The organism is Glutamicibacter sp. NPDC090743, from assembly GCF_044769125.1.
Lineage (GTDB): Bacteria > Actinomycetota > Actinomycetes > Actinomycetales > Micrococcaceae > Glutamicibacter.
Genome location: NZ_JBIVXE010000004.1, coordinates 99,201 through 120,701, shown reverse-complemented (window position 1 = coordinate 120,701; position 21,501 = coordinate 99,201). Strand labels below are relative to the sequence as shown.

The following is a 21,501-nucleotide window of genomic DNA, read 5'->3' as shown; positions in this document are numbered from 1 at the left end:
CGCATCCAGCGCGCGTTCGGGACTTGCTGACAATTCTCCAAATCCGGTCCCATAAAGTCGATCGCATGCGAATTCAGATGTCCCAACTGCGGCCGCTGCTCAAAAGCCACCGGATCCTCATGACGGTTCCGGGCATGAAGGATTTCGAGAACACCGGAAGCACCTACAATCCCGAGGCGTGGATCAGCTACCAGGAAGACCTCGCGCTGGATCCCTACACCACCTTCTGGGGAACCAGCGGAACAGCCCTTCCGCGCATGGGCGCGTTCTCCTACACCCATTCAAAGCTCAACAAGGCCATCAGCGTCGGGCGGTTCACCTCGATCGCCAAGGGCGTGACGGTCATGGGAGCCAAGCACCCCCTGGAGTGGGCATCGACCAGCCCGGTGTTCTACAACCAGCGGCTGCTGATGCGCACCTACGCGGCTGATCACGGCGCGGAACTGGGGACGACGAAGTACGGCTACACGCCGGGGAAGATCTCCATCGGCAACGATGTATGGATCGGCGAAAAGGTCACGCTGGGCCATGGGGTCGCCATCGGCGAAGGCGCGGCCATCGCCTCGAATTCCGTAGTCACCAGCGACGTCGAGCCGTACACCGTGGTCGGCGGCCTGCCGGCCAAGAAGATCCGCGACCGCTTCGATGCGCCGACCGTCCAGGCCCTCCAGGCATCGCAGTGGTGGCAGTACGCCCCGGAGAACCTGACCCACCTGGACGTGGCCAACCCGGCCGCCTTCGCCCAGCAGGTGCTAGAGCAGGCCGAGGCAGGGAATGTACGGCCATTCCAGACGAGGCCCTTGACCGCCAAGACCATTGCCGAGCACCTGGAGGCCCTGGGCACCGGAACCGGGTGAAGACAGGAAGTGCCCCCGGGCGCTCGCCGCTTCGGCGAGCGCCCGGGGGCAATGAAGCCTCGGTGCGTTGTCTCCGCGTTAGCCTACGGCGACGCGCAGTTCGTTGTTCCAAGGGTCCCGGAAGCGAAGTTCGGCTCCGGTGTGGTGGTTTGCCACCTTGGCGTAGGCCAGCCGCTCGGCGAGCTTGCCCACTTCTTCTTCGGTCGGGACGTTGATCAGCACTTCGCCCAGCCCCAGCGTGTCCTTGCGCGGGCCGGCTCCGCGCGAGTTCCAGACGTTCATGGCCATGTGGTGGTGGTACCCGCCGGCCGAGACGAACAGTGCCTGCTCGCCCAGGGTGGTGGTTTCGTCAAAGCCCAGGGTGCTGACGTAGAACTGGCGGGCGGTTGCGACATCGCCCACCTGCAGGTGCACGTGGCCTACATCCGCGGCGGCCTTGCGCTGTTCGGCAATGGCCTGCTCGGTCAGGTGCTCATTGAGGAACTTGTTCGGATCCAGGTAGATGGTGTCCATGGCCACCTCGCCGCCGCTCCAGCTCCAGGTATCGCGCGGGCGGTCCCAGTACAGCTCGATGCCGTTGCCCTCCGGGTCAGTGAAGTAGAACGCTTCGGATACCAGGTGATCGGAGCTGCCCACGAAGCGGCTCTGGTCGAACTGGGCTGCCGACAGGACGGTCGCAGCCAGATCAGCCTTGGTGTCGAAGAGCAGCGCGGTATGGAACAGGCCCGCTTCATTGCGCGACGGGAGCTGCAGTCCTGGCGCGTTCTGCAAGTTGACCAGTTCCTGGGTATCGCGGCCCAGGCGGGTGCCTTCGGCTGATTCGGCCAGCACTTCAAGGCCCAGGGCCTTCTGGTAGTACTCGCTCATGGTTTTCATGTCGCCGACCTTGAGCTGGACTGCGTTCATGTGGGTGGTGGCCGCTAGTTTGTCTTGCTGGAGTACTGACATGGCAAGCTCCTTTTCCAAGTGCATCGATTCCTTATTGATTAACAGCCTATCGCAAATTACTTGATGCTTCAATGAAATTGGGATGTTCAGCCGATCACAGCGAATTCTGTTCCGGAACCCCGGCTGCACGGAATCCATCCGCGAGGATTGATGAAACCGCGACCCTAGAAGTCAAGCACAAACAGCGACTGACTTCCCTGGCCAAAGAACTCAAAGCCAAAAAGGAAGTAGCCCGCGAGCTGCCCGAGGATTCTGGAGGCGGGAATCCGATGGCCGAGCTCCCGCGCATGAACCATCCGCGGGGCAACTTTGCCCGCGAGTCCTAGCCATGCAACCCCAACAAGGAGAAGCCTGGCCCCTAGCAGCGGGACGCGCAGAAGAACGAAGGGCCAAACCGCTAGGCGCACCCTGGTTACCTCCTAGCAAACGACCGGATTCAGCTTCGGGCCGGCCTTGCCCCTCAATCTAGGCCAATCAAATCCATGCTGGCAGACACCTGCGAAGCGAAAACACTTGCGGTCATAATAAAAGCTGGTTGCCAATCCAATTGCCAGTTCTTGCAACCAGCATCCGAAAGTCATATGCGTCAAAGAATTTGAATATTCAATAAAAATGCATAACTTGAGAACATCACTAGACTGCCCTGCAAAGCCTTCAGGGCATCCTCACTCGCACAACAAGGAACCAATAAGAATTGAAGAAAACAACTGCATGGATATCCATTGCGCTCACCGGGTCGCTGGTCACTGCAGGAGCCGTCGTCGCGGCCACGCACAATTCAGACAATCACGGAATCGTCACGCGCGTAATTGACGGTGACACCGTAGATATGACCATCGCCGGCAACGAGACGCGGGTGCGCTTGCTGAACATCGACACTCCAGAAACCGTAGACCCAAATAAGGCCGTAGAGTGCTTGGGCCCCGAAGCTTCAGAGCATTTGGAATCATTGCTTCAGCCTGGGGACAAAGTCGACCTGGAATACGACATCGAACGAGAAGATCGCTACGGCCGCACACTGGCCGCCGTCTACAAGGACGATGAGTTCATCAACAGGTCCATCGCCGCTGCTGGCCTAGGCATCGCCGTGAAGTACGAGCCGAACACCAAATTCTACAACGAGGTGCTCGAAGGGCAGAACGAAGCCGAAAAACGCACCTCTGGCCTATTCAGTCCGGAAGTATCTTGCACAATCGCCTCGCAAGCCAGCAATGCAATCTACGCGCTCAATCAGGTTCCAGACGAAGCCGCCACGGCCATCGACGAAGCCGAGTCCTTGGCGGGAGAAGCTGCAGCCGCCGTGGCAGCAGGTCTCGCGACCAGCAAGGCACTCAAGTCCATAACTCCCAGCTCCCACCCAGTTACGGCGGCCCTGCTCGCAAGTTCATTCAAGGACGCGGTTGGCACCCTCGAGCACTCAATCAAAGAAACCCAGAAGCTAGAAGACAAGCATTCTGAGCGCCGCAATGAGCTCATCAAGGAAGAAAAAGAACGCAAGAAAAAAGAGGCCGCAGCTAAAGCCAAACGCGAGGCCGAAGCCAAGCGCAAAGCTGAAGAAATTGCGGAACGTCAGGCCGCGCAACGCGCGGCCGAACGTCAAGCCGCAGAGCGACAGGCCACATCGCAACCAAGGGCCACTACGCCACGACGCAGTACGCCAATACAGCCTTCGGTACCTAAAAATTACAATGGCCCACGCTGCTACGCACCAGGGGGAAAAACATGGAAGCCCTGTGGTTAGCTCATCAGGACTGCTAAGCGACAGCTAGTAATTCAAAGCCGGCCGAGCCTCGCGCATTCCAGTATTGCGCGGGGCTCGTCCATTTATTCAGGTCAAGTACCAGCACGCTTCCTCTTCCACTCGCTAGGACTTCCAAGTATATTGACTGGTGATCCACCTCACCTTGGGTTTTGGTGGTTTACCCAGAGCTACGGAAGGTTAGTTGTGAGCGTTACCGAAGAATTCAGAGCAGCCCGTGACCGTCTCCTGGAGCTAAGGGAGGATTACCACCAGGCTCGCGCCGAGTTCGCATGGCCGGAATTCACCCATTTCAATTTCGGCTTCGACTGGTTCGACCACGTTGCCCGGGATCCGCAGCGCTCCGAGCGCCCAGCACTGGTCATCGCCGAATCCGACGGCAGCTGCACCCAGCGGACCTGGGCAGAACTATCAACCCGGTCCACCCAACTTGCGCGCTGGCTCAGCGACCAGGGCATCAAGCGCGGGGATTCAATCGCCATCATGCTGGGCAACCAGGCCGAGCTTTGGGAATCGATGCTGGCAGGCATCAAGCTGGGTGCGGTCATGGTCCCCTGCACCACGCAGCTGACGCCCACCGATCTGGCCGACCGCATTGCCCGCGGCCATATCCAATGGGTCGTCACCAACGAGGGCGAAATCCCCAAGTTCGAATCGGTGCCGGGCGATTACACGCTGATCCAGATCGGCGGGCAGCCACCGGCTGGCATCCTCGACTACTCCCAGTCATCCTCGGCAGAAGCGGCCTTCGCCCTGGAGCACCCGACCCGCGCCGATGAAACGCTGCTGCGCTATTTCACCTCCGGCACCACCTCGAAGGCCAAGCTGGTCGAGCATACGCATACCTCGTATCCGGTCGGGCACTTGAGCACGATGTTCTGGATCGGCCTCGAACCAGGCGATGTCCACCTGAACGTCGCCTCGCCGGGCTGGGCAAAGCACGCGTGGTCCAACTTCTTCACCCCGTGGATCGCCGAAGCGACGGTCTTCATCTACAACTACGACCGCTTCGACCCAGTGACCCTGATGACCCAGATGGACGCCCAGCAGGTCACCAGCTTCTGCGCGCCGCCGACCGTCTGGCGCCTGCTCATCCAGGCCGACCTCGGCGCACTGGAGCATCCGCCGCAGAAACTGGTCTCGGCCGGCGAGCCGCTGAATGCAGAGGTCATCGACCAGGTCCACAAGGCCTGGGGGCATGTGATCCGCGACGGGTTCGGGCAGACCGAAACCACGGTGCAGATCGCCAATCCCCCGGCGGAGCCCATCACCATCGGCGCCATGGGACGCCCGATGCCCGGCTACGAGATCGTGCTGCGCGATCCGGCCACCGGGGAAGAAGGCGATGTGGGCGAGATCTGCCTGGTCACCGCCCAGCGCCCGCTGGGGCTGATGAAGGGCTACTTCGAGAACGAGGAAAAGACCAATGAGGTCTTCCGGGACGGGGTCTACCACACCGGGGATATCGCCGAGCGGGACGAACGCGGCGTCCTGACCTATGTGGGGCGCGCCGATGACGTCTTCAAATCCAGCGACTACAAGATCAGCCCTTTCGAGCTCGAATCGGTTCTGATTGAGCATCCGGGCGTGGCCGAAGCGGCCGTCGTTCCAGCACCGGATGAGCTGCGGCTGACGGTGCCCAAGGCCTACATCGTCGCTTCCGGCGGGCATGAGCCCGGACCGGAATTGGCCGAATCGATCCTGGCCTACTGCCGCGAGCACCTTTCGGCTTTCAAGCGCATCCGCCGGCTGGAATTCGCGGACCTGCCCAAGACGATCTCGGGCAAGATCCGCCGGGTGGAGCTGCGCCAGGCTGAAGAGGACCGGCACCGCGCTGGCGCCCCGGCGGGCACCGAATACAGGGACACCGACTTCCCGAATCTCAAGGGGTAGAGACCTCGAGCATCCAGGGCGCATTCCGGACATGGCTTCGGCAGGCGCCCTGGATTTTCCTCTTCCCTCGAAACGTCCGCCAGCCCATCGCTACTCCCCTTCCTCGCGTCAAGCCGCCAGGGCTCGCTTCGGGTTTATTTCCAGAGGTTTCCCGCTTAAGAAGCCAATAGTTTACATCGTGAGCTGACACTCATACTATGAGTTCTCATGCCGTGGCTTATGTCACACTGCTCCCCGATTCCTCTAGAACGGATCCAACATGTCCGATATCGCGATTCTGATAAATACCGCGGTGGCCGTGCTTGCCGCCGTGGTGCTTATCGTGAGATTCAAGGTCAACCCAGTCATCGCCTTGGTCATTGGCTCGCTCTACCTGGGCCTATCCACCGGCTTGGGAGTCTCCAAGACCATCGAGACCATCACCCAGGGTTTCGGCGACATCATGGTGGAAGTCGGACTGCTGGTGGCTTTCGGCGTGCTGATGGGTTCCATCCTCAATGAGACCGGCGCCATCCGCCGCCTGGTCGAGCACCTGCTGAACACTTTCGGCCCCAAACGGCTGCCCTACACCATGGCGTTGGCTGTCAGCACCGCGCTGCAGACCATTTTCCTCGATGTGCTACTGGTCATCGCGGCCCCCTTGGCCCGGCGCATGGCGCCGAAAATCGGCAAGAACGGAACCGCGCGCATTGCCACGGCCATGGCCATCGCCGGCGAGGTCGGCATCGTCCTCATGGTCCCTGGCGTCGGCGCCGTCGCCTTGGCCGGCATGCTTGAAGTTCCCCTGGGCAAGATGCTGATCTTCGGCCTGCTGGTCGTCGTGCCCACGGTCTTGATTTCCGTCGCCATCATGTCCTTCTTCTTCGACCGGGGCTTCTGGAAAGCCGAGAGCGATGAGCAGCTGCTGGCGCAAGACGAGCCGACACCGGGAACTCGCAAGCTGGAGCGCGGCGAAGGAACCGGCCAGGATGCGGCACGCACCGGTAACGCCGGAACGGCCGCCGCGGCCACCGCGGTGCAGACCGGGCAGCGCCGCGAGGCGCCCCTGTTCCTGCTCTTCCTGCCGCTGCTCGCATCCTTGCTGCTCATCGCCAGCGGCGCGCTGGCCGAGATCCTGGGCTATGAGGCCAGCTGGATCCAGCTGGTCGGCAATCCGGTAGTTGCCCTGCTCATCGGCCTGGTCGGAACGATCGCCGTGGCACGCTACACCATCGGCCAGAAGGCGATTGACCGCGGCGTGGCCAGCGGGTTCAGGGAAAGCGGGCAGATCCTGTTGCTGACCGGTGTCGGCGGCTCCTTGGCAGCCACGGTTTCCACGGCTGGATTGGGCGACATCATGGGCCAGTTCTTCTCGGCCAGCACCGTTGCACCACTGGTAGTGGTCTGGGGCATCGCGGCCCTGCTTCACATTGCCGTAGGCTCGGTGACCCTTTCCGGGATTACTGCGGCAAGCCTCTTGGCACCGATCGCCCCGAGCCTGGGCATCGACCCGGTGCTCATCGCGTTGGCGGCAGGTTCCGGAGCGCTGTTCATGGTCCATGTCACCTCGAACACCTTCTGGCTCCTGCAGTCGTTGTTCGGGCAGACCGTGCGCGGTGCCCTGAAGACCGTCAGCGTAGGCGTCTCGGTCGCATCCATCGTGGCCCTTGGAATGGCCATGATCCTCAACATCTTCATTTAGCGCGACAGCAAAGGAACGGCAGAACATGTCAGAGCACATCGCCCCATTGACGGGTGTCCGCGTTCTCGAATTGGGCAATTACATTGCCGCCCCCACTGCAGGCCGGCTCCTGGCGGACTTCGGCGCCGAGGTCATCAAGGTGGAACGCCCGGGAACCGGGGACGAGCTGCGAAATTGGCGGCTCAAGAAGGGCAGCGTCTCGATGCTGTACCGGACGATCAACCGCAACAAGAAGTCCATCGTCTTGGACCTGCGCAGCGATGCCGGCCGGGAGGCCGTGCTGGAACTGGCCAAGCACTGCGATGTGCTGCTGGAAAACTTCCGTCCGGGCACCTTGGAGAAGTGGGGCCTGGGTCCAGAAGAACTTAGCGCCGTGAATCGGGACCTGGTGATCACCCGCATCTCGGCCTTCGGCCAGACCGGGCCGCTCTCCGAGCGTCCGGGCTTTGCCGCCGTGGCCGAGGCCTTCAGCGGCTTCCGCAATCTGGTGGGCGATCCGGATCGCGCGCCGGTTCGTGTCGGCGTATCGATTGGCGATTCCATTGCCGGACTGTATGCCGCGTTCGGCGCGGTGATGGCGCTCTACCAGCGGGAGATGGCGCGCGGGGAAAAGGCCTCCCTCGGGTTGGACCATCGCGTGATCGATGTGGCGCTGCACGAGGCGATGTTCTCCATGATGGAATCTTTGCTCCCGGACCACGGCGCCTACGGCGAAACCCGGACCCGCACCGGTGGACGCATGGAAGGCATTGCGCCATCCAATGCGTATGCCTGCGCCGATGGGGCCAGCATTGTGGTCGCCGGAAACGGTGACGGGATCTACCGCCGCTACATGGAAGCCATCGGCAGGCCGGAGCTCGGGGCCGATCCGCGGCTGCAGGGCAATGCCCAGCGTTGGGAGGCCAGGGAAATGCTGGATGCCGCCATTGGCCAGTGGGCCGCAAGCGTGGATTCGAGCACGGCACTGGCCATCCTCGATGCGGCAGGAGTTCCTGCCGGTCCGATCTACACCGCAAAGGACATTGCCAACGAGCCGCAATACATCTCCCGGAACATGATCCAGCATCTGGATGTCTCCACCGGCGAGGAAACCTTGCAAGGTGTCGGCTTCCCCGGCATCGTGCCGGTCATGGGAGGGACCTCGCTGCCCATTCGGAACCTCGGCCCCGACCTCGGGGAGCATACAGAACAGGTATTGGGCGGATTGCTGGGAATGACCGATGCGCAAATCGCGCAAGCCTCGGCTGGCGAAAGGAATATCGCGTGAGCTACTCATTCACCCCCGCAGCCGCGTTGCGCGACGTCACGCTGCGTGACGGGCTGCAGCTGACCGGGAAGCTTTTGAGCACCCCGGAGAAAATCAGGACCGTGCGCGAGTTGATCCGGCTCGGAGTCCAGGAAATCGAGCTCGGCTCCATGGCGCGTGCCGACCTGGTGCCGCCAATGGCCGATACCCTCGATGTTGCCCGGGGGCTGCGCCCCGACGAGCTGGAACGCTGCTGGATCTGGGTGGCGACCCCGGGGCATGTGGCCAAGGCGGCCAAGGCGGGCCTCCGGAACTTCCAGTATTGCCTCTCAGTTTCCGATGCGCACAACCAGGCGAATATCGGGCGCAGCACGGAGGCGAGCCTCGCCGCCCTGCCAGAAGCCGTGCGCTATGCCCAGGAAGCCGGCGGGCGCATCCAGCTGTGCCTGGCCACCTCGTTCACCTGCCCTTTCGAGGGGCAGGTCCCCGCCGAGCGCGTGCTGGAGATCGCCAATGATCCACGGGCAGAGGGCACCTGCGACATCGTCATCTGCGACACCCTGGGCCAAGCAGTTCCGGCACAGGTCGCCTCGCTCATTTCCAGGGTGCGCGGCGAAACCCCGCAACGGCGCATCGTGTTCCACGGCCACGATACCTGGGGGCTGGGTGTTGCCAATACGCTGGCAGCCATTTCGGCAGGAGCCACCCTGGTTGATGGAGCGCTCGGCGGCTTGGGAGGCTGTCCCTTCGCCCCCGGGGCCAGCGGGAACACGTCCAGCGAGGACATCCTGTTCGCCACCCAGCCGCCATGGCTCACGCCGCAGCGCTTTGCCGGGCTCGTCGGGCTCTCCGAATCCTTGCTGCAGGAGCTGGGCGAGCCGAACCGTTCCAAGTCGGCCCAGGGGGCGCGTTCCAAGGCAGAAGCCTTTGCCTGGGTGATCCCCTCTGATGCCACCCCGGATTGCGGCACCAGCCTCTAGTGCCGCTGCTGCCTGGTGCCGCCGCAGCCCTCGGACCGGGCGGGCGGCGCTAGGCGGAAGGCCGGTGGGTTTCGCCCGGGAAGCGTCCGCCGATCAGCCGGGTCATCCGTTCAGCAGTGTCCAGCAACGGCTCGATCCAGCTCTGGCAGGTCTCCCGCGGCATGCGCAGGGTGGGTCCGCTGATGGTCACCGCCGCCACCAGGCCCGCCGCGGAATCGAACACCGGTGCGGACAGTCCCGAGGCCCCGCTTTCACGCTCCCCCGTGGTGATCGCGAAGCCATCGGCGCGGGTCTGCTGAACCGCTTTCTCCAGGCTGGCCATGCCGGTAATCGTGGCATCGGTCAACGGCTGCAGCTGTGATTCCTGCAACCGCTGCATGAGCTCGGGCTTCCAGGCCAGCAGCACGCGGCCGGCAGATCCGGCATGCAATGGGGCGAGCTCACCCAGGTGCATTTCCCTGCGCAGCGCGTGGCGCGTTTCGGCAATGCCCACGCACACGCGGAATTGCTGCTCGGCACGGAAGAGGCAGGCTGTTTCCCCGGTGAAGTCGCGCAGTTCGCGCAACGACGGGCTGATGACGTCCAGCACTTCCCGCCCCCGGGTCGCCGGCGCGGCCCAGTAGGCCATTTTCATCCCGATGCGGAAGCCGTCATCCTCGCGGTCCAAGAAACCCTGCCCCACCAAATTCGCGACAAGACGCTGCACCGTGGAGGCAGGCAAATCCGTTGCTTCACGGATATCGGCCAAGTTCATCACCGGCTGGCGCAGTGAAAAGGAATCGAGGATGGAACTGATTTTTCCCAAGACCAACAGGGGGTTGTGCTTCTTGGCGGGGGTCTCTTCCTTTGGCATATTCCAGACGCTAGACCATCGGCATCTGCGAGTCCAGTTGCCTGCCCGGCACTGCTCTCCGGCGACACTGCCAGCCCGCCACCGGCAGCGTCCCCGCCAGCAGGTTCAGCCGGATCGGGCATTCGGTCACTATGCATGCCCGCACAGGAAGCTACTGGACAAAATTCGTGAAGTTCAGCACCTGCACCACGCATGATGACGCAACAATTCGCCAGAACTGTGCACTGAAGTATATTGAATCCTGAAGACCGAAGAATTCTGTCGGGCGCAGGCGCCCATCACGCAAAGGACCCCCATGGGCAATACCGAGAAGTTCCGCGCAGCACGCGATCTGCTGCTGGCAGCACGCGATGACTACGACCGGGCTCGGGCAGAGTTCACGTGGCCGGAATTCACCGATTTCAACTTCGCCTACGACTGGTTCGACGAGGTAGCCAAGGACCCGGCGCGGGCCAATGAGCCGGCACTGATCCTCACCGAACCCGATGGCAGCTCGGCACGCTACAGCTGGGCCGAACTTTCACGCCGCTCCACCCAGGTGGCCCGCTGGCTTTCCGACGAAGGCCTGCAGCGCGGCGATACCATCATCGTCATGCTGGGCAACGAGGTGGCCCTCTGGGAAGTGATGCTCGCCGGCATGAAGCTCGGCGCAGTCATCATCCCGACCACCACGCAGCTGGTCAGCGCGGACCTCGCCGACCGCATCGAGCGCGGCAACGCGAACTGGGTGATCACCAGCCATGACCAGGTCGCCAAATTCGAAGCAGTCCCCGGGGACTACCGGATCGTGCAGGTCCGCGGGCAGGCCGCTGAAGGGACCTTGCACTATGCCAAGTCCCACGACGCGCCGGCCGAATTCCGCCTGGATTCCCCGACCCTGGCCGATGAGAACATGCTGCTCTACTTCACCTCGGGCACCACCTCGTTGGCCAAGCTGGTCCAGCACACCCATACCTCGTACACCATCGGCCACCTGGCAACGATGTTCTGGATCGGCCTGGAACCAGGCGATGTCCATCTGAATGTGGCGTCCCCCGGGTGGGGCAAGCACGCCTGGTCGAATTTCTTCGGCCCGTGGATCGCCGAAGCGACGGTCTTCGTCTACAACTACGAGCGCTTTGATCCGCTGGCGCTGATGAACCAGATGGATACGGAGAAGGTCACCAGCTTCTGCGCGCCGCCCACCGTTTGGCGCTACCTGATCCAGGCGGACTTGGGCACCTTGCAGACTCCCCCGCGCAAGCTGGTCTCTGCCGGCGAGCCGTTGAACGCCGAGGTCATCGACCAGGTGCGCACCGCATGGGGGCAGGTGATCCGTGATGGCTACGGGCAGACCGAAACCACGGTGCAGATTGCCAATTCGCCGGGTACCGAGGTGAAGGTCGGCGCGATGGGCCGCCCGATGCCGGGCTATGCGGTGGAGCTGCGTAATCCGACCACCGGGCAGCTGGCCGAAATCGGGGAAATCTGCCTGCGACTGGATCCCCGGCCTGCCGGGTTGATGAAGGGCTATTTCGCCGATCCGGAGAAAACTGCCGAGGCGCTGCGTGGCGGCGTGTACCACACGGGAGATATCGCCGAACGCGATGATGAAGGCGTCTTGACCTACGTGGGGCGTGCCGATGACATCTTCAAATCCAGCGACTACAAGCTCAGCCCCTTCGAGCTGGAGTCAGTGGTCCTGGAGCATCCCGCGGTGGCCGAGGTGGCGGTGGTGCCTTCGCCGGATCCGCTGAAGCTCTCGGTGCCCAAGGCCTTTGTGGTGCTGGCATCGCACGTCGAGCCCGGCGCGGAGGTCGCCAAGGACATCCTCGGCTTCTGCCGCGAGCACCTGGCTCCGTACAAGCGGATCCGGCGGCTCGAATTCACCGCGCTGCCCAAAACCATTTCAGGCAAGATCCGCCGCGTGGAGCTGCGCCTTGCCGAGGAAGAGCAGCATGCGGCCGGCACCAGCCCGAGCGGCGAGTACCGGGATACCGACTTCCCTGAGCTGAAGGAACGCGGCTAGGAACGAAAAGCAGAAGACCGCCCGGCGGGAAGCGGATTTAGCTTCCCGCCGGGCTGTCCTTTTGACTGCGGCGAGCGCCTAGCGCTTGTTCCTGGCCTTCAGCACATCGACGATGCCCTTGCCCAGATAGAAGGCGCCATCGGCGTACCAGGCCAGCATCAGCAGCTGGCGCGCCGGCTTGGGCAGCCAGGCGAACTTGCCGCTCTTGGCCAGGACCAGGTGCGCTGCCGCGCCGGAGGCCAGTACGGCGGCACTCGAACCCATCAGCGCTTTCGGATTCCAGTTGTGGCGGTACAGCAGCCGTTCCAGTCCCTTGGCCTCGCGCTCCTGCTCAGCCAGTGCGGACTTCAAGGTCTTGAACGGGCCGCCGGTGGCAATGACCCTGCGGTCTTCGGGCAGCGGACGGCCGGTGAGGTAATCGATGCTGCGCGGGTCGAAGCCGAAGAGCGCGACCAGGCGCTTCATGTCCTTCAGGTCCCCGCTGCTGCACAGCAGCTGCTGGGCCTCGGCGCGGTCGGCCGGATCCGAAATCAGCTGTTCGATGATCTGCATTTCTTCTTCGTCCCAGCCAAAGAGCAAGCTGTTGAGTTCCTCCAGGCGCACCGCTGCCGGCGAACCGGCTTCCGGTTCCAGGATTGCCGTGCGTTCCAGGTCCACCACCATGGACACCGAGGAACCGAACATGGTCCGGCGTGGGCCCTTGGCCTCGATGGTTGCGGTAATGGCATTGCCGGTACGGTCCAAGCACAGGTACGGGCGGTTCGAGCGCGAGATGCTCGGGGCATAGACCGGTTCCTTGGGCATGGCCATCAGGCCGGATGCATTTTCCCAAACGGTGATCTCGTTCTCGGCAAAGCCGGCTGCCAGCACCAGCTCGGAACCCTTGAGCTTTGGCCCGTGCAGCAGCTCGTTGGTGCCGCCGTACTCGCCGAGCTGCTCGTCATCCGGGTTGGGGCCGTCAATCTCGTCCCCGTCCACCAGCACGTAGTCGGCGCCGGTGGAGTTCTTCAGTTCGTGGACCAGTTTGGTCACGCGCGAGCCTTCGCGCAGCTTGCCCTTGGCATCGATGCGGTAGAGCACCGCATCGCGGGCTTCGCTCACCGTGGCCACCTCGGCGGCTACTTCAGTGGAGTTCTCGCGCTCAACAGCTCCGCCGATGAAACCCAGCAGGCGGCGATCGGCCAGCGCGGTGCGTACCAGTTGTGCAGATTCAGGCTTGTCGCCCATGAAAATGAACTCTAGGTTGAGGTAGTTGAACCCGGTTGAATCCACGAAAAGTAACCCCTTTGGTTAATTGGATATGGCGATAAGTCAATCATAGGCGGTAACCCGTGCTGTCCTGGCAGGCAGCGCCCGGGCGGTGGCCTGGCGCTAGCGCCGGCGCCGGGCGCGGAACCAGCGGACCGCGCCGAGGACGGTATTCCCGGTGGCATCAACATAGCCGAGCACCAGCAGCAGCACGATTACCCAGGGCGGCGCCCAGGGCTGCTGCCAATGGGTGGCCGCAAGCACCAGCGAGAATACCAGGGCCTCGATGAGCCCCAGCGCCAGCTGCGCGGCGGGTTTCCACGACAACGTGTTGTACCATCGCCGCCGGGCACCGGAGGTGCGGGATTCGGCGACCAGTGCACGGCCCACTGCCCTGGCCATTGACACCGGTTCGATCCATCGCGCGTCCTCGGGAAGATCGGCGTCGTCCAGATAGCGGGCCAGGACCGGTGGATGCCCGAAGGTCTCCAGCACCAGCTGGGCCGACTGCAGGCTGCCGGTGCCCACCAGCGCCTGCTTGAGCCGCTCGATGTGCTCGGCGCCGACCAGAAGCCCGGCCAGCTCGTCGAGTTCCTGGCCATCGACGCTGTCCTGGTTGGCGATCAGCCAGTCCAGTTCGCGCCGGGCGGGTGTTGAGGCCTGCGGCCAGAAGGCGGGGCTGGCCGCGACCGGCCAGATGTGCACCCAGGCCGGGTGCCCGCCGAGCTTGGCCGGCTGCTTGTCGAACCAGAAGCTGGCGGTGAAGCGCGCGCCGGTGCGGCTGAGCATGATCGCCGGATGCTGGCTGGCAGCCAGCACGCCGCCCACCAGGAAGCCTTCGTGCACGGCCACCGCGGCGCCGGCGGATTCCGGCGCCAAGAGCTGCCAGCTGGTTTTGCTCGCGGCGGCCCACACCCCCATGTCCGGCTCGTTCAGCGCGCCGATGGCCACGGTCCGCCCCGGCGGCATGGCGTCGAGCCGCGGATCCTCGATGGGCTCCCCGGTTTGCACCTCGGCGTCGTCCTGGTCGATGTACAGCGCACCGGTGCCCAGCTTCAGCGCCAGCGCGAAGTCCTCGACCTGCTGGCCCAGCCTGATGGCGCCCGCGGCGCCAGCGAGCAGCAAGAGCCCCTCGTGGTTCACCGCAAGGCTGGCTTCGATCATCGCCAGCCCGTTCCAGGGCACCGGCACGGAGACCAGCGAGATCACTTCGCGTGCGGCCAGCAGTGCGCGGACCGTGGCTTCGGCCTGCTGCGCCTGGGGTTCTTCGAAGAAAAGAGTCAGGGCGGCGACCAGCGTGTGCTCCTGGTCGCCGCCCTGCAAGGACTGGTTGCTACTTGTTGCCAAGGTACTTTTCGAAGCCCGCCGGCAGGTTCAGGCTCGAAGGATCGAAGTCCTGGTTGGCGCCCTGCCCGAAGGCGGCACCGCTCGGGGCGGCGGCCTTCTTGTTCTTGGCCTCCAGCTCGGCCTGCGCGGCCTTGGCCGGGTTGCCGAACTTCTGCTGCTTCTTGCCCTTGCCCTTGGCCTTCGCCTTGCGGGCAGCGCCCTTGCCGGCCCCCGGCATGCCCGGGATGCCGCCGCCGGCAGCCATCTTCTTCATCATCTTCTGCGCTTCGGCGAAACGCTCCAGCATCTGGTTCACCTCGGAGACCGAAACGCCCGAACCCTTGGCGATACGCGCGCGGCGCGAGCCGTTGATGATCTTCGGAGCCACGCGCTCGTGCTGGGTCATCGAACGGACGATGGCCTCAACGCGGTCGATCTGGCGTTCGTCGAACTGCTCGAGCTGCTGGCGGGAGATCTGCGCGCCGGGCATCATGCCCAGCAGCTTCTTCATCGAGCCCATCTTCTTGATCTGGGCCATCTGGGCCAGGAAGTCGTCCAGGGTGAAGTCTTCCTGGTCGGCGAATTTCTTCGCCATGCGCTCGGCTTCGGTCTTGTCCCAGTTCTTCTCGGCCTGCTCGATGAGCGTCATCACGTCGCCCATGTCCAGGATGCGCGAAGCCATGCGGTCCGGGTGGAAGATCTCGAAGTCGTCCAGGTTCTCGCCGGTGGAGGCGAACATGACCGGCTTGCCGGTGACCGAGGCGACCGACAGCGCGGCACCGCCGCGGGCATCGCCATCGAGCTTGGAGAGCACGACACCGGTGAAGTCGACGCCCTCGTGGAAGGCCTGGGCGGTGTTGACCGCGTCCTGGCCGATCATCGCGTCGATGACGAAGAGGACTTCATCCGGGTTGATGGCGGCGCGGATGTTCGCGGCCTGGGCCATCATCTCGGTGTCCACGCCCAGACGGCCGGCGGTATCGACAATCACGATGTCGTGCAGCTTGGCCTTGGCCTCGGCGACGCCGTCGCGGGCTACCGCTACCGGGTCGCCGGTGGCGGTGTCGAATTCCGAGGAGACGCCCGGGTGCGGTGCGTAGACCGGCACCCCGGCACGCTCGCCGTTGATCTGCAGCTGCTTGACGGCGTTGGGGCGCTGGAGGTCGCAGGCCACCAGCAACGGGGTGTGGCCCTCGGACTTCAGGTGCTTGGCCAGCTTGCCGGCCAGGGTGGTCTTGCCGGCACCCTGCAGGCCGGCGAGCATGATCACCGTCGGCGGGTTCTTGGCCAGGTTCAGGCGGCGGGTCTCCCCGCCCAGGATGCCAACGAGTTCCTCGTTGACGATCTTGACGACCTGCTGGCCCGGGTTCAGCGACTCGGAGACCTCGGCACCCAGAGCGCGTTCCTTCACCTGGGCCACGAAGCCGCGGACCACCGGTACGGCAACGTCGGCGTCAAGCAGGGCGCGGCGGATCTCGCGTGCGGTACCGTCGATATCCGCTTCAGTCAGGCGGCCCTTGCCGCGCAGGTTCTTGAAGGTTGCTGTCAGGCGATCGGAAAGTGAATTAAACACGTGCCGGGCACTTCTTTCGATAGGTCTTGTGGTGCGCATTGGAAAATCGCACAGGACTCAACTCCCAAGAATATCAATAATCGGGCGCTGGACTAACCAGCTGTGCAGCGTTTCACCAGTTGTCTCTTCCCCGGCGCCACGCTGCTCCCGCCCAAAGGGACGGGAGCAGCATCAAGGAACCGGGCAGCCAAGGACTACGGCTTGGCCTCGCTGGCAGGTGGTGCGGCCGCTGCCGGCGCCTGCGGGAGCTTGGCCGGGGCAGCTGCTTCGGGCTTCACCGCCGCCGTTGCCTTCGGCTTGGCCGGTGCCGGAGCAGCTTTCTGCACTGCCGGCGCTGCAATGGCAGGCGTGGGCTTCGGCTTGGGCAGGGTTGCGACCGGCGCCTTGGCGATCTGCTTCACGGGTGCTGCAACTTTAGGCTTGGCCGGGGCCGCGGCCTTGGGCTTCGCTGGCGGCTTGGCCTGCTTTTTCGCAGCCGGTGCGGCGACAGCAGGCTTGGGCTTGGGCTTCTCAGCCGGTACTTCCTTCGCGGCCGGCTTTTTCGCAGTTGTGGACTTGGCCGGTGGCAGGGCCTTGGCCACTGGCGGTTTCTTCTCCGGCTCTTGTGCTTGCAAGTCCACGTTCTTGGGTTGGGCTGCACTTATTTGGCGCTCGACGCGGACCGCAGGGTCCGTCGGATCGTCACTGGCTGGAGCATCCTTACCGCCTGGGTCCTGGTCCTCCCGGGGGTTCAACGCCTGTTTCCTCGCTGGGTCCAGGCACTTGGGTTGGTTCAGAGGTTGGCGTGGAGTTGGTCGATTCCGATGCTTCCGGGACGCTATCCGGAGCTGATGGCGCCACGCTGGAAGGTGGTGCCGAAGGACTTGGCGACGCGGTCGGCGCCCTCGACGGGCTCGGCTCAGCAACTGGTGCAGTGCTGGGCGTCGGCGCTGCGCTCGGCGCGCTCGGCTTGGCCGAAACGGGTGCCGGTGACGCTGATGCAGATGGCGTGGCCTTCGGGATTTCGGTATTCAACTTTTGTGGCGGCTCGGGTTTTTTGCTCGGCTCTGGGGCCGGGTGCGCGGGACGCGGGGTCGGGCGGAGTTTGCCGGATTCCTTTTTCGGCTGGGCCTTCGGCTTGGCTGGCGCGGCTTGTTTCTTCTTGCTCGCCGCTGGCGACTGGAGCGGATCCGCCTGGGAGTGCCTCGTGGTCTTCGGCGGCGCTGGATGTTCCGTTCGGGCCGATCCGTGATGCCTGGCCGCCCCGGCGTACTGCCCGCTTCTTCCTGTTGCCGGTTGATGGCGCATCGCACTGCCGGCATCGACTGCAAATTGCGTCGAAGCGAACAATGCCTGGCGTTGCCCGCCGCCTGAAGGAAGGTAGTTGCGTGGATTATGCCATTGGCCATTGACGATGACCTCGAAGTGCACATGGCACCCCGTGGAGTTGCCGGTGGTCCCGGCCAGGGCGATGATCTGGCCTTGGACAACAAGCTCGCCCACTCTGACGAGCAAGAGCGAGTTGTGGCTGTATCCGGTCTGCACCTCATGCCCGTGGTCAATGGCGACGCGCTGGCCCGAATGCCCGGCCCAGCCCGCGACGACCACCCGGCCCGACTCGCTAGCGCGCACGGGCGAACCGCAGGAAATTGGATAATCCTGGCCGATATGGATTTGGCGGCCGAACCCGGTCGGGTTGAACCTCCAACCGTACGGGCTGGAAATCCGGCGGGTGGCCACTGGATGCTCCAATAGCAGACCAGGGCTCAGCATTGCCGGACGGATGCCCTGGTCGGCAGCTAGCGGCGCGGGCTGTGCCAGCGCTCCAGGACTTGTCTTTGCTGTCATCGCCGCCCGATTGGCGGCCACGTGGGCCAGCGGGTCGGGCGCGGACCCTCCGGTCCTTCCGCCAAGTGAACTCAGTCCGAGGACTTGGATAGCGGATGTTCCGCCCAGATCCGGTGCGGTGACAGGCTCGCTCCCGAGCGCCGGCGCTGGCGCGGCGGGAAAGGCCAGTGTGCTCGATTGGGCTCTGGCTGGCACTGCACCGGCCGCCCCGGGCCAAGCCAATGCACTGCTTAAAGCGAAGGCCGCTGCAATGGCCAGCGCCCCATACGGAAGCCGCCGGCCATTCCCCAAAACGCCGCGCGGCACAGAGCTGCTTAAACCATGATGTTGTCGTTTCATAACTTGCCAGTCCCCCAAAAACTGCAACTACTCAACAGAACCTCAGAATAGCCCCGGCACGATGATTAATCCATGGCTAGTTGAAGCCATCTTCAGCAGCGTGAGGATTCCATGCACCACTGCTTTCCCCCCTGCGCCATCGCGGCCACGCCACGCGCGTGGAAATCCAGCACCGGTTCGATGCGGTTTCGGGACCTGGGCGAGGCCCAACGCACCCTGGAATCCGCCAAAGCACCATGCCTCGCCATCCCAGCCAGCACCTGTTAGGGACCGGATTCGGGCTGAAGCATTTCAAGCCCCCACATGGCATGTGGGCTGGCATGGGCTGTGAAGAGGGCTTCAGCTCGCCGCGGCAGCGGTCTGGCGGGCGGCCCGAGTCCCGGAATTTCCCAGGCCGGGCGATGTCGCTGCCGGACTCAGCCCTACTCATGTGGTGATAATGCTCTTGGGACCGCGCCGCGGCGCAACCGGTCCCACAGCGCAACACGCAGCAAAGGAGCACCGGTGGAGACCAGCACCCTGTCCAGCAGGCTATCGCGGTGGGCGGTCCTGTCCCGCGCCTGGCTGCAGGATTATCTCTATGCCGGTGCCTGGCAGCTGCGTTCGCTGCTGCCAAGTGCGGAGGCCGGCCGGCTGCGCTCCGGCTGCCATCCGGCAGCCGAACCGGTGGTGCTGATCCCGGGAATCTGGGAATCCTGGAAATTCCTGCTCCCGCTGGCCAACGCCCTGCACCAGGCCGGCCACCCGGTGCACGTGATCCCGCAGCTCGGCTTCAACCGCGGCACGGTGCCGGAGATGTCCCAGGTGGCCTCCCGCTATCTGGACCGGGCGCAGCTCGACGATGCGGTGCTGGTGGCGCACAGCAAGGGCGGGCTGATCGGCAAGTACCTGATGTCCGCCTCGCCGCAGGGCTACCGGATCAGTCGGATGATCGCCATTGGCACCCCCTTCTCCGGTTCGCGCTATGCGCGCTATGCGCCGGTCCGCTCCCTGCGTTCGCTGTCCCCCAACGACCAGGGGCTGCTCAAGCTCTCGGCCAACCTGAGCGTGAATTCCCGGATCATCTCCATCTACAGCAGCTTCGACCCGCACATCCCCGGTGGCTGCGACCTTGCCGGCGCCACCAACATCAAGCTGCCCACGCTGGGGCATTTCCGATTGCTGGCCGATGAGCGCCTGCACGCCGCAGTGCTCAAGCACTTGGTACCTGGATTGCCGCCGGCCAGCTGAATTCCGGCAGGCAGCGCACCGCAATCCGTGCGTTCCGTGTGAATCGCCCGGTGCTGTTGAGCCCGCCGGGGCCCTGGCCTAGCGTGAGCGGACAAGGGCTGGATCCCCAGCCCGCAGCCCAGATGCAGATAGGAGCAGCCGATGGACCCGCAGGAATCCTCCGCGTCGCAGCCCGACGCACAGTTGGATGAAGCCCAAGAGGCCAATCGCGAAGCCGCAGCCACATCCAACCCCGACCCGGAGCAGCAACTGATTACCGGACTGGAGCCGGGCGGTTCGGTGCCGCCGGGCGAAACCCCGCCCGGTGAAGGCTCGATGAGCCAAGACCAGGGGCATGGCGAATAGCGGCCCGCAGCGTCCGATCAGCGAGGCGCGCATAGGACCCTGGCTTGAAGAGCTGGCCGAGTCGGACGGGAATCCGGGCGGCGGAGCGGCGGCGGCACTAATGCTCGGTGTTGCCGCCGCGCTGATGTCCATGTCAGCCGGCTACGTCTCGGCCTCCGGACCCGCACAGGCAGAGCTCGCCGGCCTGCAGGCCCGGGCCAAGCAGCTGCGGATCGACGCGCTGGGCATGGCCGACCGGGATGCCAAGGCCTCCGCGGATTTCGGGGAAGCGTCCGCGCAACCGCCCTCGGAGCAGCGCGACCGCCAGCTCGCCGCGGCCTGCTTGCAGGCCGCGAAATCCTCGGCGGCACTCGGTGCGCTGGCCATGACCGCCGTGAATGACCTGCGCTGGCTCGACCAGCACGCGAAACCGCAATTGGTGGCCGATGTCGCCGCCGCGCTGGGCATGGTCCGCGCAGTGCTGCAGGCCGCCAGCAGCAACCTGCGCTACGACCTGTCCCAGCTGCCCTCCGGCCCGGCGCACGCGCAGCACTCCGGATTATGGGATACCGCAGCATCGCTGGAGCGGGCGATGCAGACCGCCGCGCAGCTGGCCGCACGCGTTGATGCACGCATCAAGCGCTGATCCGGCTGCCCGGGAGCACCCTCGATGACAAGGAATGATAGCCATGGCCCAGACACCGATTAATGCACTGATCCTGGTCTGCACCCTTTCCCCTTCGCCCAAAGCCTCCAGCAGCGATCTGCTGGCCCGGCAGGTGGCGGCGGAATTCACGGAGCACCAGGTCCACTCCGAGATCCTGCGCATTGCCGATTTCGACGTGAAGCCCGGAGTGCTCAAGGACATGGGAGACGGCGACCAGTGGCCGGGGATCCGGCAGAAGCTGCTGGCCGCGGACATCCTGGTGCTGGCCACCCCGATTTGGGTAGGCCACCCCTCGAGCCTGGCCCAGCGGGTGCTGGAACGGCTGGATGCCGAGTTGTCCCAGACCGACGAGCAGGGCCGCCCGATCCTCTTCGGCAAGGTGGGAGTGGTGGCAGTGGTGGGCAATGAGGACGGCGCGCACCACGTGATTGCGGAGCTGGGCCAGGGCCTGGCCGATGTCGGGTTCACCCTGCCGGCCCAGGGCTCGACCTATTGGGTGGGGCAGGCCATGCACACCACCGACTACCAGGATCTGGACCAGACCCCGCAGGCCACGGCCAACGCCACGCAGATCGCCGCACGCAACGCGGCGCATCTGGCGCGGCTGCTCAAGGCCCGGCCTTTCCCGGCCCCCTAGCCGCCGGATGCTGGGTGCAGCCTGCGGATCAGCGCCCGGCCATTGGCCAGCGGCGGCCGGTGCCCTAGCGTTTCAGCCAGCAGAAGACTGCAACCCCAGGCGAGA

At 64.4% G+C, this 21,501-nt stretch carries 18 protein-coding genes and 1 pseudogene; 12 read left to right on the top strand and 7 right to left on the bottom strand.

The genetic code is table 11. The annotated features are described in order from the left end of the window. The first annotated feature begins 65 nt into the window (after positions 1–65). Complete coding sequence (locus ACIQTS_RS09265) at positions 66–857, top strand: CatB-related O-acetyltransferase (RefSeq protein WP_402472926.1); 792 nt, start codon at positions 66–68, stop codon at positions 855–857. A 78-nt stretch (positions 858–935) separates the two neighbouring features. On the opposite strand, the gene ACIQTS_RS09260 is transcribed toward ACIQTS_RS09265, so the two are convergent. Then, the gene (locus tag ACIQTS_RS09260) at positions 936–1,805 is read right to left on the bottom strand and encodes a VOC family protein (protein ID WP_402472923.1); all 870 of its coding nucleotides are present in this window, start codon (positions 1,803–1,805) and stop codon (positions 936–938) included. Positions 1,806–2,634: 829 nt separating this feature from the next. Here ACIQTS_RS09260 and ACIQTS_RS09255 point away from each other — a divergent pair. The 5 genes from ACIQTS_RS09255 to ACIQTS_RS09235 all read left to right on the top strand — a co-directional run bounded on the left by ACIQTS_RS09255 (position 2,635) and on the right by ACIQTS_RS09235 (position 9,364). After that, the gene (locus ACIQTS_RS09255; protein WP_402472920.1) at positions 2,635–3,546 is read left to right on the top strand and encodes a thermonuclease family protein; all 912 of its coding nucleotides are present in this window, start codon (positions 2,635–2,637) and stop codon (positions 3,544–3,546) included. 204 nt (positions 3,547–3,750) lie between these two features. Further along, positions 3,751–5,457 carry an AMP-binding protein gene (locus ACIQTS_RS09250; protein WP_402472918.1) on the top strand — a complete coding sequence of 569 codons (1,707 nt, stop codon included), beginning with the start codon at positions 3,751–3,753 and terminating at the stop codon, positions 5,455–5,457. 259 nt (positions 5,458–5,716) lie between these two features. Next, positions 5,717–7,138 (top strand): GntP family permease, encoded by a 1,422-nt coding sequence (locus ACIQTS_RS09245; protein WP_402472915.1) that lies wholly within the window; start codon positions 5,717–5,719, stop codon positions 7,136–7,138. Between the two features lie 25 nt (positions 7,139–7,163). Then, positions 7,164–8,405, top strand: coding sequence for a CaiB/BaiF CoA transferase family protein (locus ACIQTS_RS09240; protein ID WP_402472912.1), 1,242 nt, complete (start codon positions 7,164–7,166; stop codon positions 8,403–8,405). Continuing rightward, positions 8,402–9,364, top strand: coding sequence for a hydroxymethylglutaryl-CoA lyase (locus ACIQTS_RS09235; protein ID WP_332504654.1), 963 nt, complete (start codon positions 8,402–8,404; stop codon positions 9,362–9,364). The genes ACIQTS_RS09240 and ACIQTS_RS09235 overlap by 4 nt, the downstream gene beginning before the upstream one ends. 49 nt (positions 9,365–9,413) lie before the next feature. Here the strand turns inward: ACIQTS_RS09235 and ACIQTS_RS09230 are convergent, their stop codons facing one another. After that, positions 9,414–10,217, bottom strand: coding sequence for an IclR family transcriptional regulator (locus tag ACIQTS_RS09230; RefSeq protein WP_332595301.1), 804 nt, complete (start codon positions 10,215–10,217; stop codon positions 9,414–9,416). 295 nt (positions 10,218–10,512) lie between these two features. On the opposite strand from ACIQTS_RS09230, the gene ACIQTS_RS09225 reads away from it, so the two are divergent. After that, on the top strand, positions 10,513–12,225 hold the full coding sequence (locus ACIQTS_RS09225) for an AMP-binding protein (RefSeq protein WP_402472909.1): 1,713 nt from the start codon (positions 10,513–10,515) through the stop codon (positions 12,223–12,225). Positions 12,226–12,303: 78 nt separating this feature from the next. Here ACIQTS_RS09225 and ACIQTS_RS09220 read toward each other — a convergent pair whose 3' ends face one another. The 4 genes from ACIQTS_RS09220 to ACIQTS_RS09205 form a co-directional block, all read right to left on the bottom strand. Then, positions 12,304–13,497 carry a hypothetical protein gene (locus ACIQTS_RS09220; protein WP_402472906.1) on the bottom strand — a complete coding sequence of 398 codons (1,194 nt, stop codon included), beginning with the start codon at positions 13,495–13,497 and terminating at the stop codon, positions 12,304–12,306. Between the two features lie 99 nt (positions 13,498–13,596). Further along, the gene (locus ACIQTS_RS09215; RefSeq protein ID WP_402472903.1) at positions 13,597–14,820 is read right to left on the bottom strand and encodes a hypothetical protein; all 1,224 of its coding nucleotides are present in this window, start codon (positions 14,818–14,820) and stop codon (positions 13,597–13,599) included. Continuing rightward, positions 14,807–16,372 carry a signal recognition particle protein gene (gene ffh / locus ACIQTS_RS09210; RefSeq protein WP_105661194.1) on the bottom strand — a complete coding sequence of 522 codons (1,566 nt, stop codon included), beginning with the start codon at positions 16,370–16,372 and terminating at the stop codon, positions 14,807–14,809. The genes ACIQTS_RS09215 and ffh overlap by 14 nt, the downstream gene beginning before the upstream one ends. 194 nt (positions 16,373–16,566) lie before the next feature. Beyond that, positions 16,567–16,986 (bottom strand): hypothetical protein, encoded by a 420-nt coding sequence (locus ACIQTS_RS09205; protein WP_402472901.1) that lies wholly within the window; start codon positions 16,984–16,986, stop codon positions 16,567–16,569. 170 nt (positions 16,987–17,156) lie between these two features. Between ACIQTS_RS09205 and ACIQTS_RS09200 the strand changes: the two genes are divergently transcribed. Continuing rightward, entirely contained in the window at positions 17,157–17,603 is a 447-nt protein-coding gene (locus ACIQTS_RS09200) for a hypothetical protein (RefSeq protein WP_402473364.1), read from the top strand. A gap of 197 nt (positions 17,604–17,800) precedes the next feature. On the opposite strand, the pseudogene ACIQTS_RS09195 reads toward ACIQTS_RS09200, so the two are convergent. Beyond that, a pseudogene (locus tag ACIQTS_RS09195) lies at positions 17,801–18,124 on the bottom strand (M23 family metallopeptidase); the annotation flags it as partial. 918 nt (positions 18,125–19,042) lie between these two features. Between ACIQTS_RS09195 and ACIQTS_RS09190 the strand changes: the two are divergent. The 4 genes from ACIQTS_RS09190 (at position 19,043) to ACIQTS_RS09175 (ending at position 21,396) form a co-directional block, all read left to right on the top strand. After that, positions 19,043–19,768 (top strand): esterase/lipase family protein, encoded by a 726-nt coding sequence (locus ACIQTS_RS09190; RefSeq protein ID WP_402472899.1) that lies wholly within the window; start codon positions 19,043–19,045, stop codon positions 19,766–19,768. 141 nt (positions 19,769–19,909) lie between these two features. Then, positions 19,910–20,113, top strand: coding sequence for a DUF6480 family protein (locus ACIQTS_RS09185; protein WP_105657709.1), 204 nt, complete (start codon positions 19,910–19,912; stop codon positions 20,111–20,113). Beyond that, positions 20,103–20,738: a cyclodeaminase/cyclohydrolase family protein gene (locus ACIQTS_RS09180; protein ID WP_400288878.1), complete on the top strand. Its 636-nt coding sequence runs from the start codon at positions 20,103–20,105 to the stop codon at positions 20,736–20,738. The genes ACIQTS_RS09185 and ACIQTS_RS09180 overlap by 11 nt, the downstream gene beginning before the upstream one ends. A gap of 43 nt (positions 20,739–20,781) precedes the next feature. Further along, positions 20,782–21,396, top strand: coding sequence for a flavodoxin family protein (locus ACIQTS_RS09175; RefSeq protein ID WP_400288876.1), 615 nt, complete (start codon positions 20,782–20,784; stop codon positions 21,394–21,396). Positions 21,397–21,501 lie beyond the last annotated feature (105 nt).

Excerpts from the sequence above, each read along its gene's own strand:
- ACIQTS_RS09265 (WP_402472926.1), top strand. The coding sequence starts at position 66 with ATGCGAATTCAGATGTCCCAACTGCGGCCGCTGCTCAAAAGCCACCGG.
- ACIQTS_RS09260 (WP_402472923.1), bottom strand. The coding sequence starts at position 1,805 with ATGTCAGTACTCCAGCAAGACAAACTAGCGGCCACCACCCACATGAAC.
- ACIQTS_RS09255 (WP_402472920.1), top strand. The coding sequence starts at position 2,635 with ATGACCATCGCCGGCAACGAGACGCGGGTGCGCTTGCTGAACATCGAC.
- ACIQTS_RS09245 (WP_402472915.1), top strand. The coding sequence starts at position 5,717 with ATGTCCGATATCGCGATTCTGATAAATACCGCGGTGGCCGTGCTTGCC.
- ACIQTS_RS09240 (WP_402472912.1), top strand. The coding sequence starts at position 7,164 with ATGTCAGAGCACATCGCCCCATTGACGGGTGTCCGCGTTCTCGAATTG.
- ACIQTS_RS09230 (WP_332595301.1), bottom strand. The coding sequence starts at position 10,217 with ATGCCAAAGGAAGAGACCCCCGCCAAGAAGCACAACCCCCTGTTGGTC.
- ACIQTS_RS09225 (WP_402472909.1), top strand. The coding sequence starts at position 10,513 with ATGGGCAATACCGAGAAGTTCCGCGCAGCACGCGATCTGCTGCTGGCA.
- ACIQTS_RS09185 (WP_105657709.1), top strand. The coding sequence starts at position 19,910 with ATGGACCCGCAGGAATCCTCCGCGTCGCAGCCCGACGCACAGTTGGAT.
- ACIQTS_RS09180 (WP_400288878.1), top strand. The coding sequence starts at position 20,103 with ATGGCGAATAGCGGCCCGCAGCGTCCGATCAGCGAGGCGCGCATAGGA.
- ACIQTS_RS09175 (WP_400288876.1), top strand. The coding sequence starts at position 20,782 with ATGGCCCAGACACCGATTAATGCACTGATCCTGGTCTGCACCCTTTCC.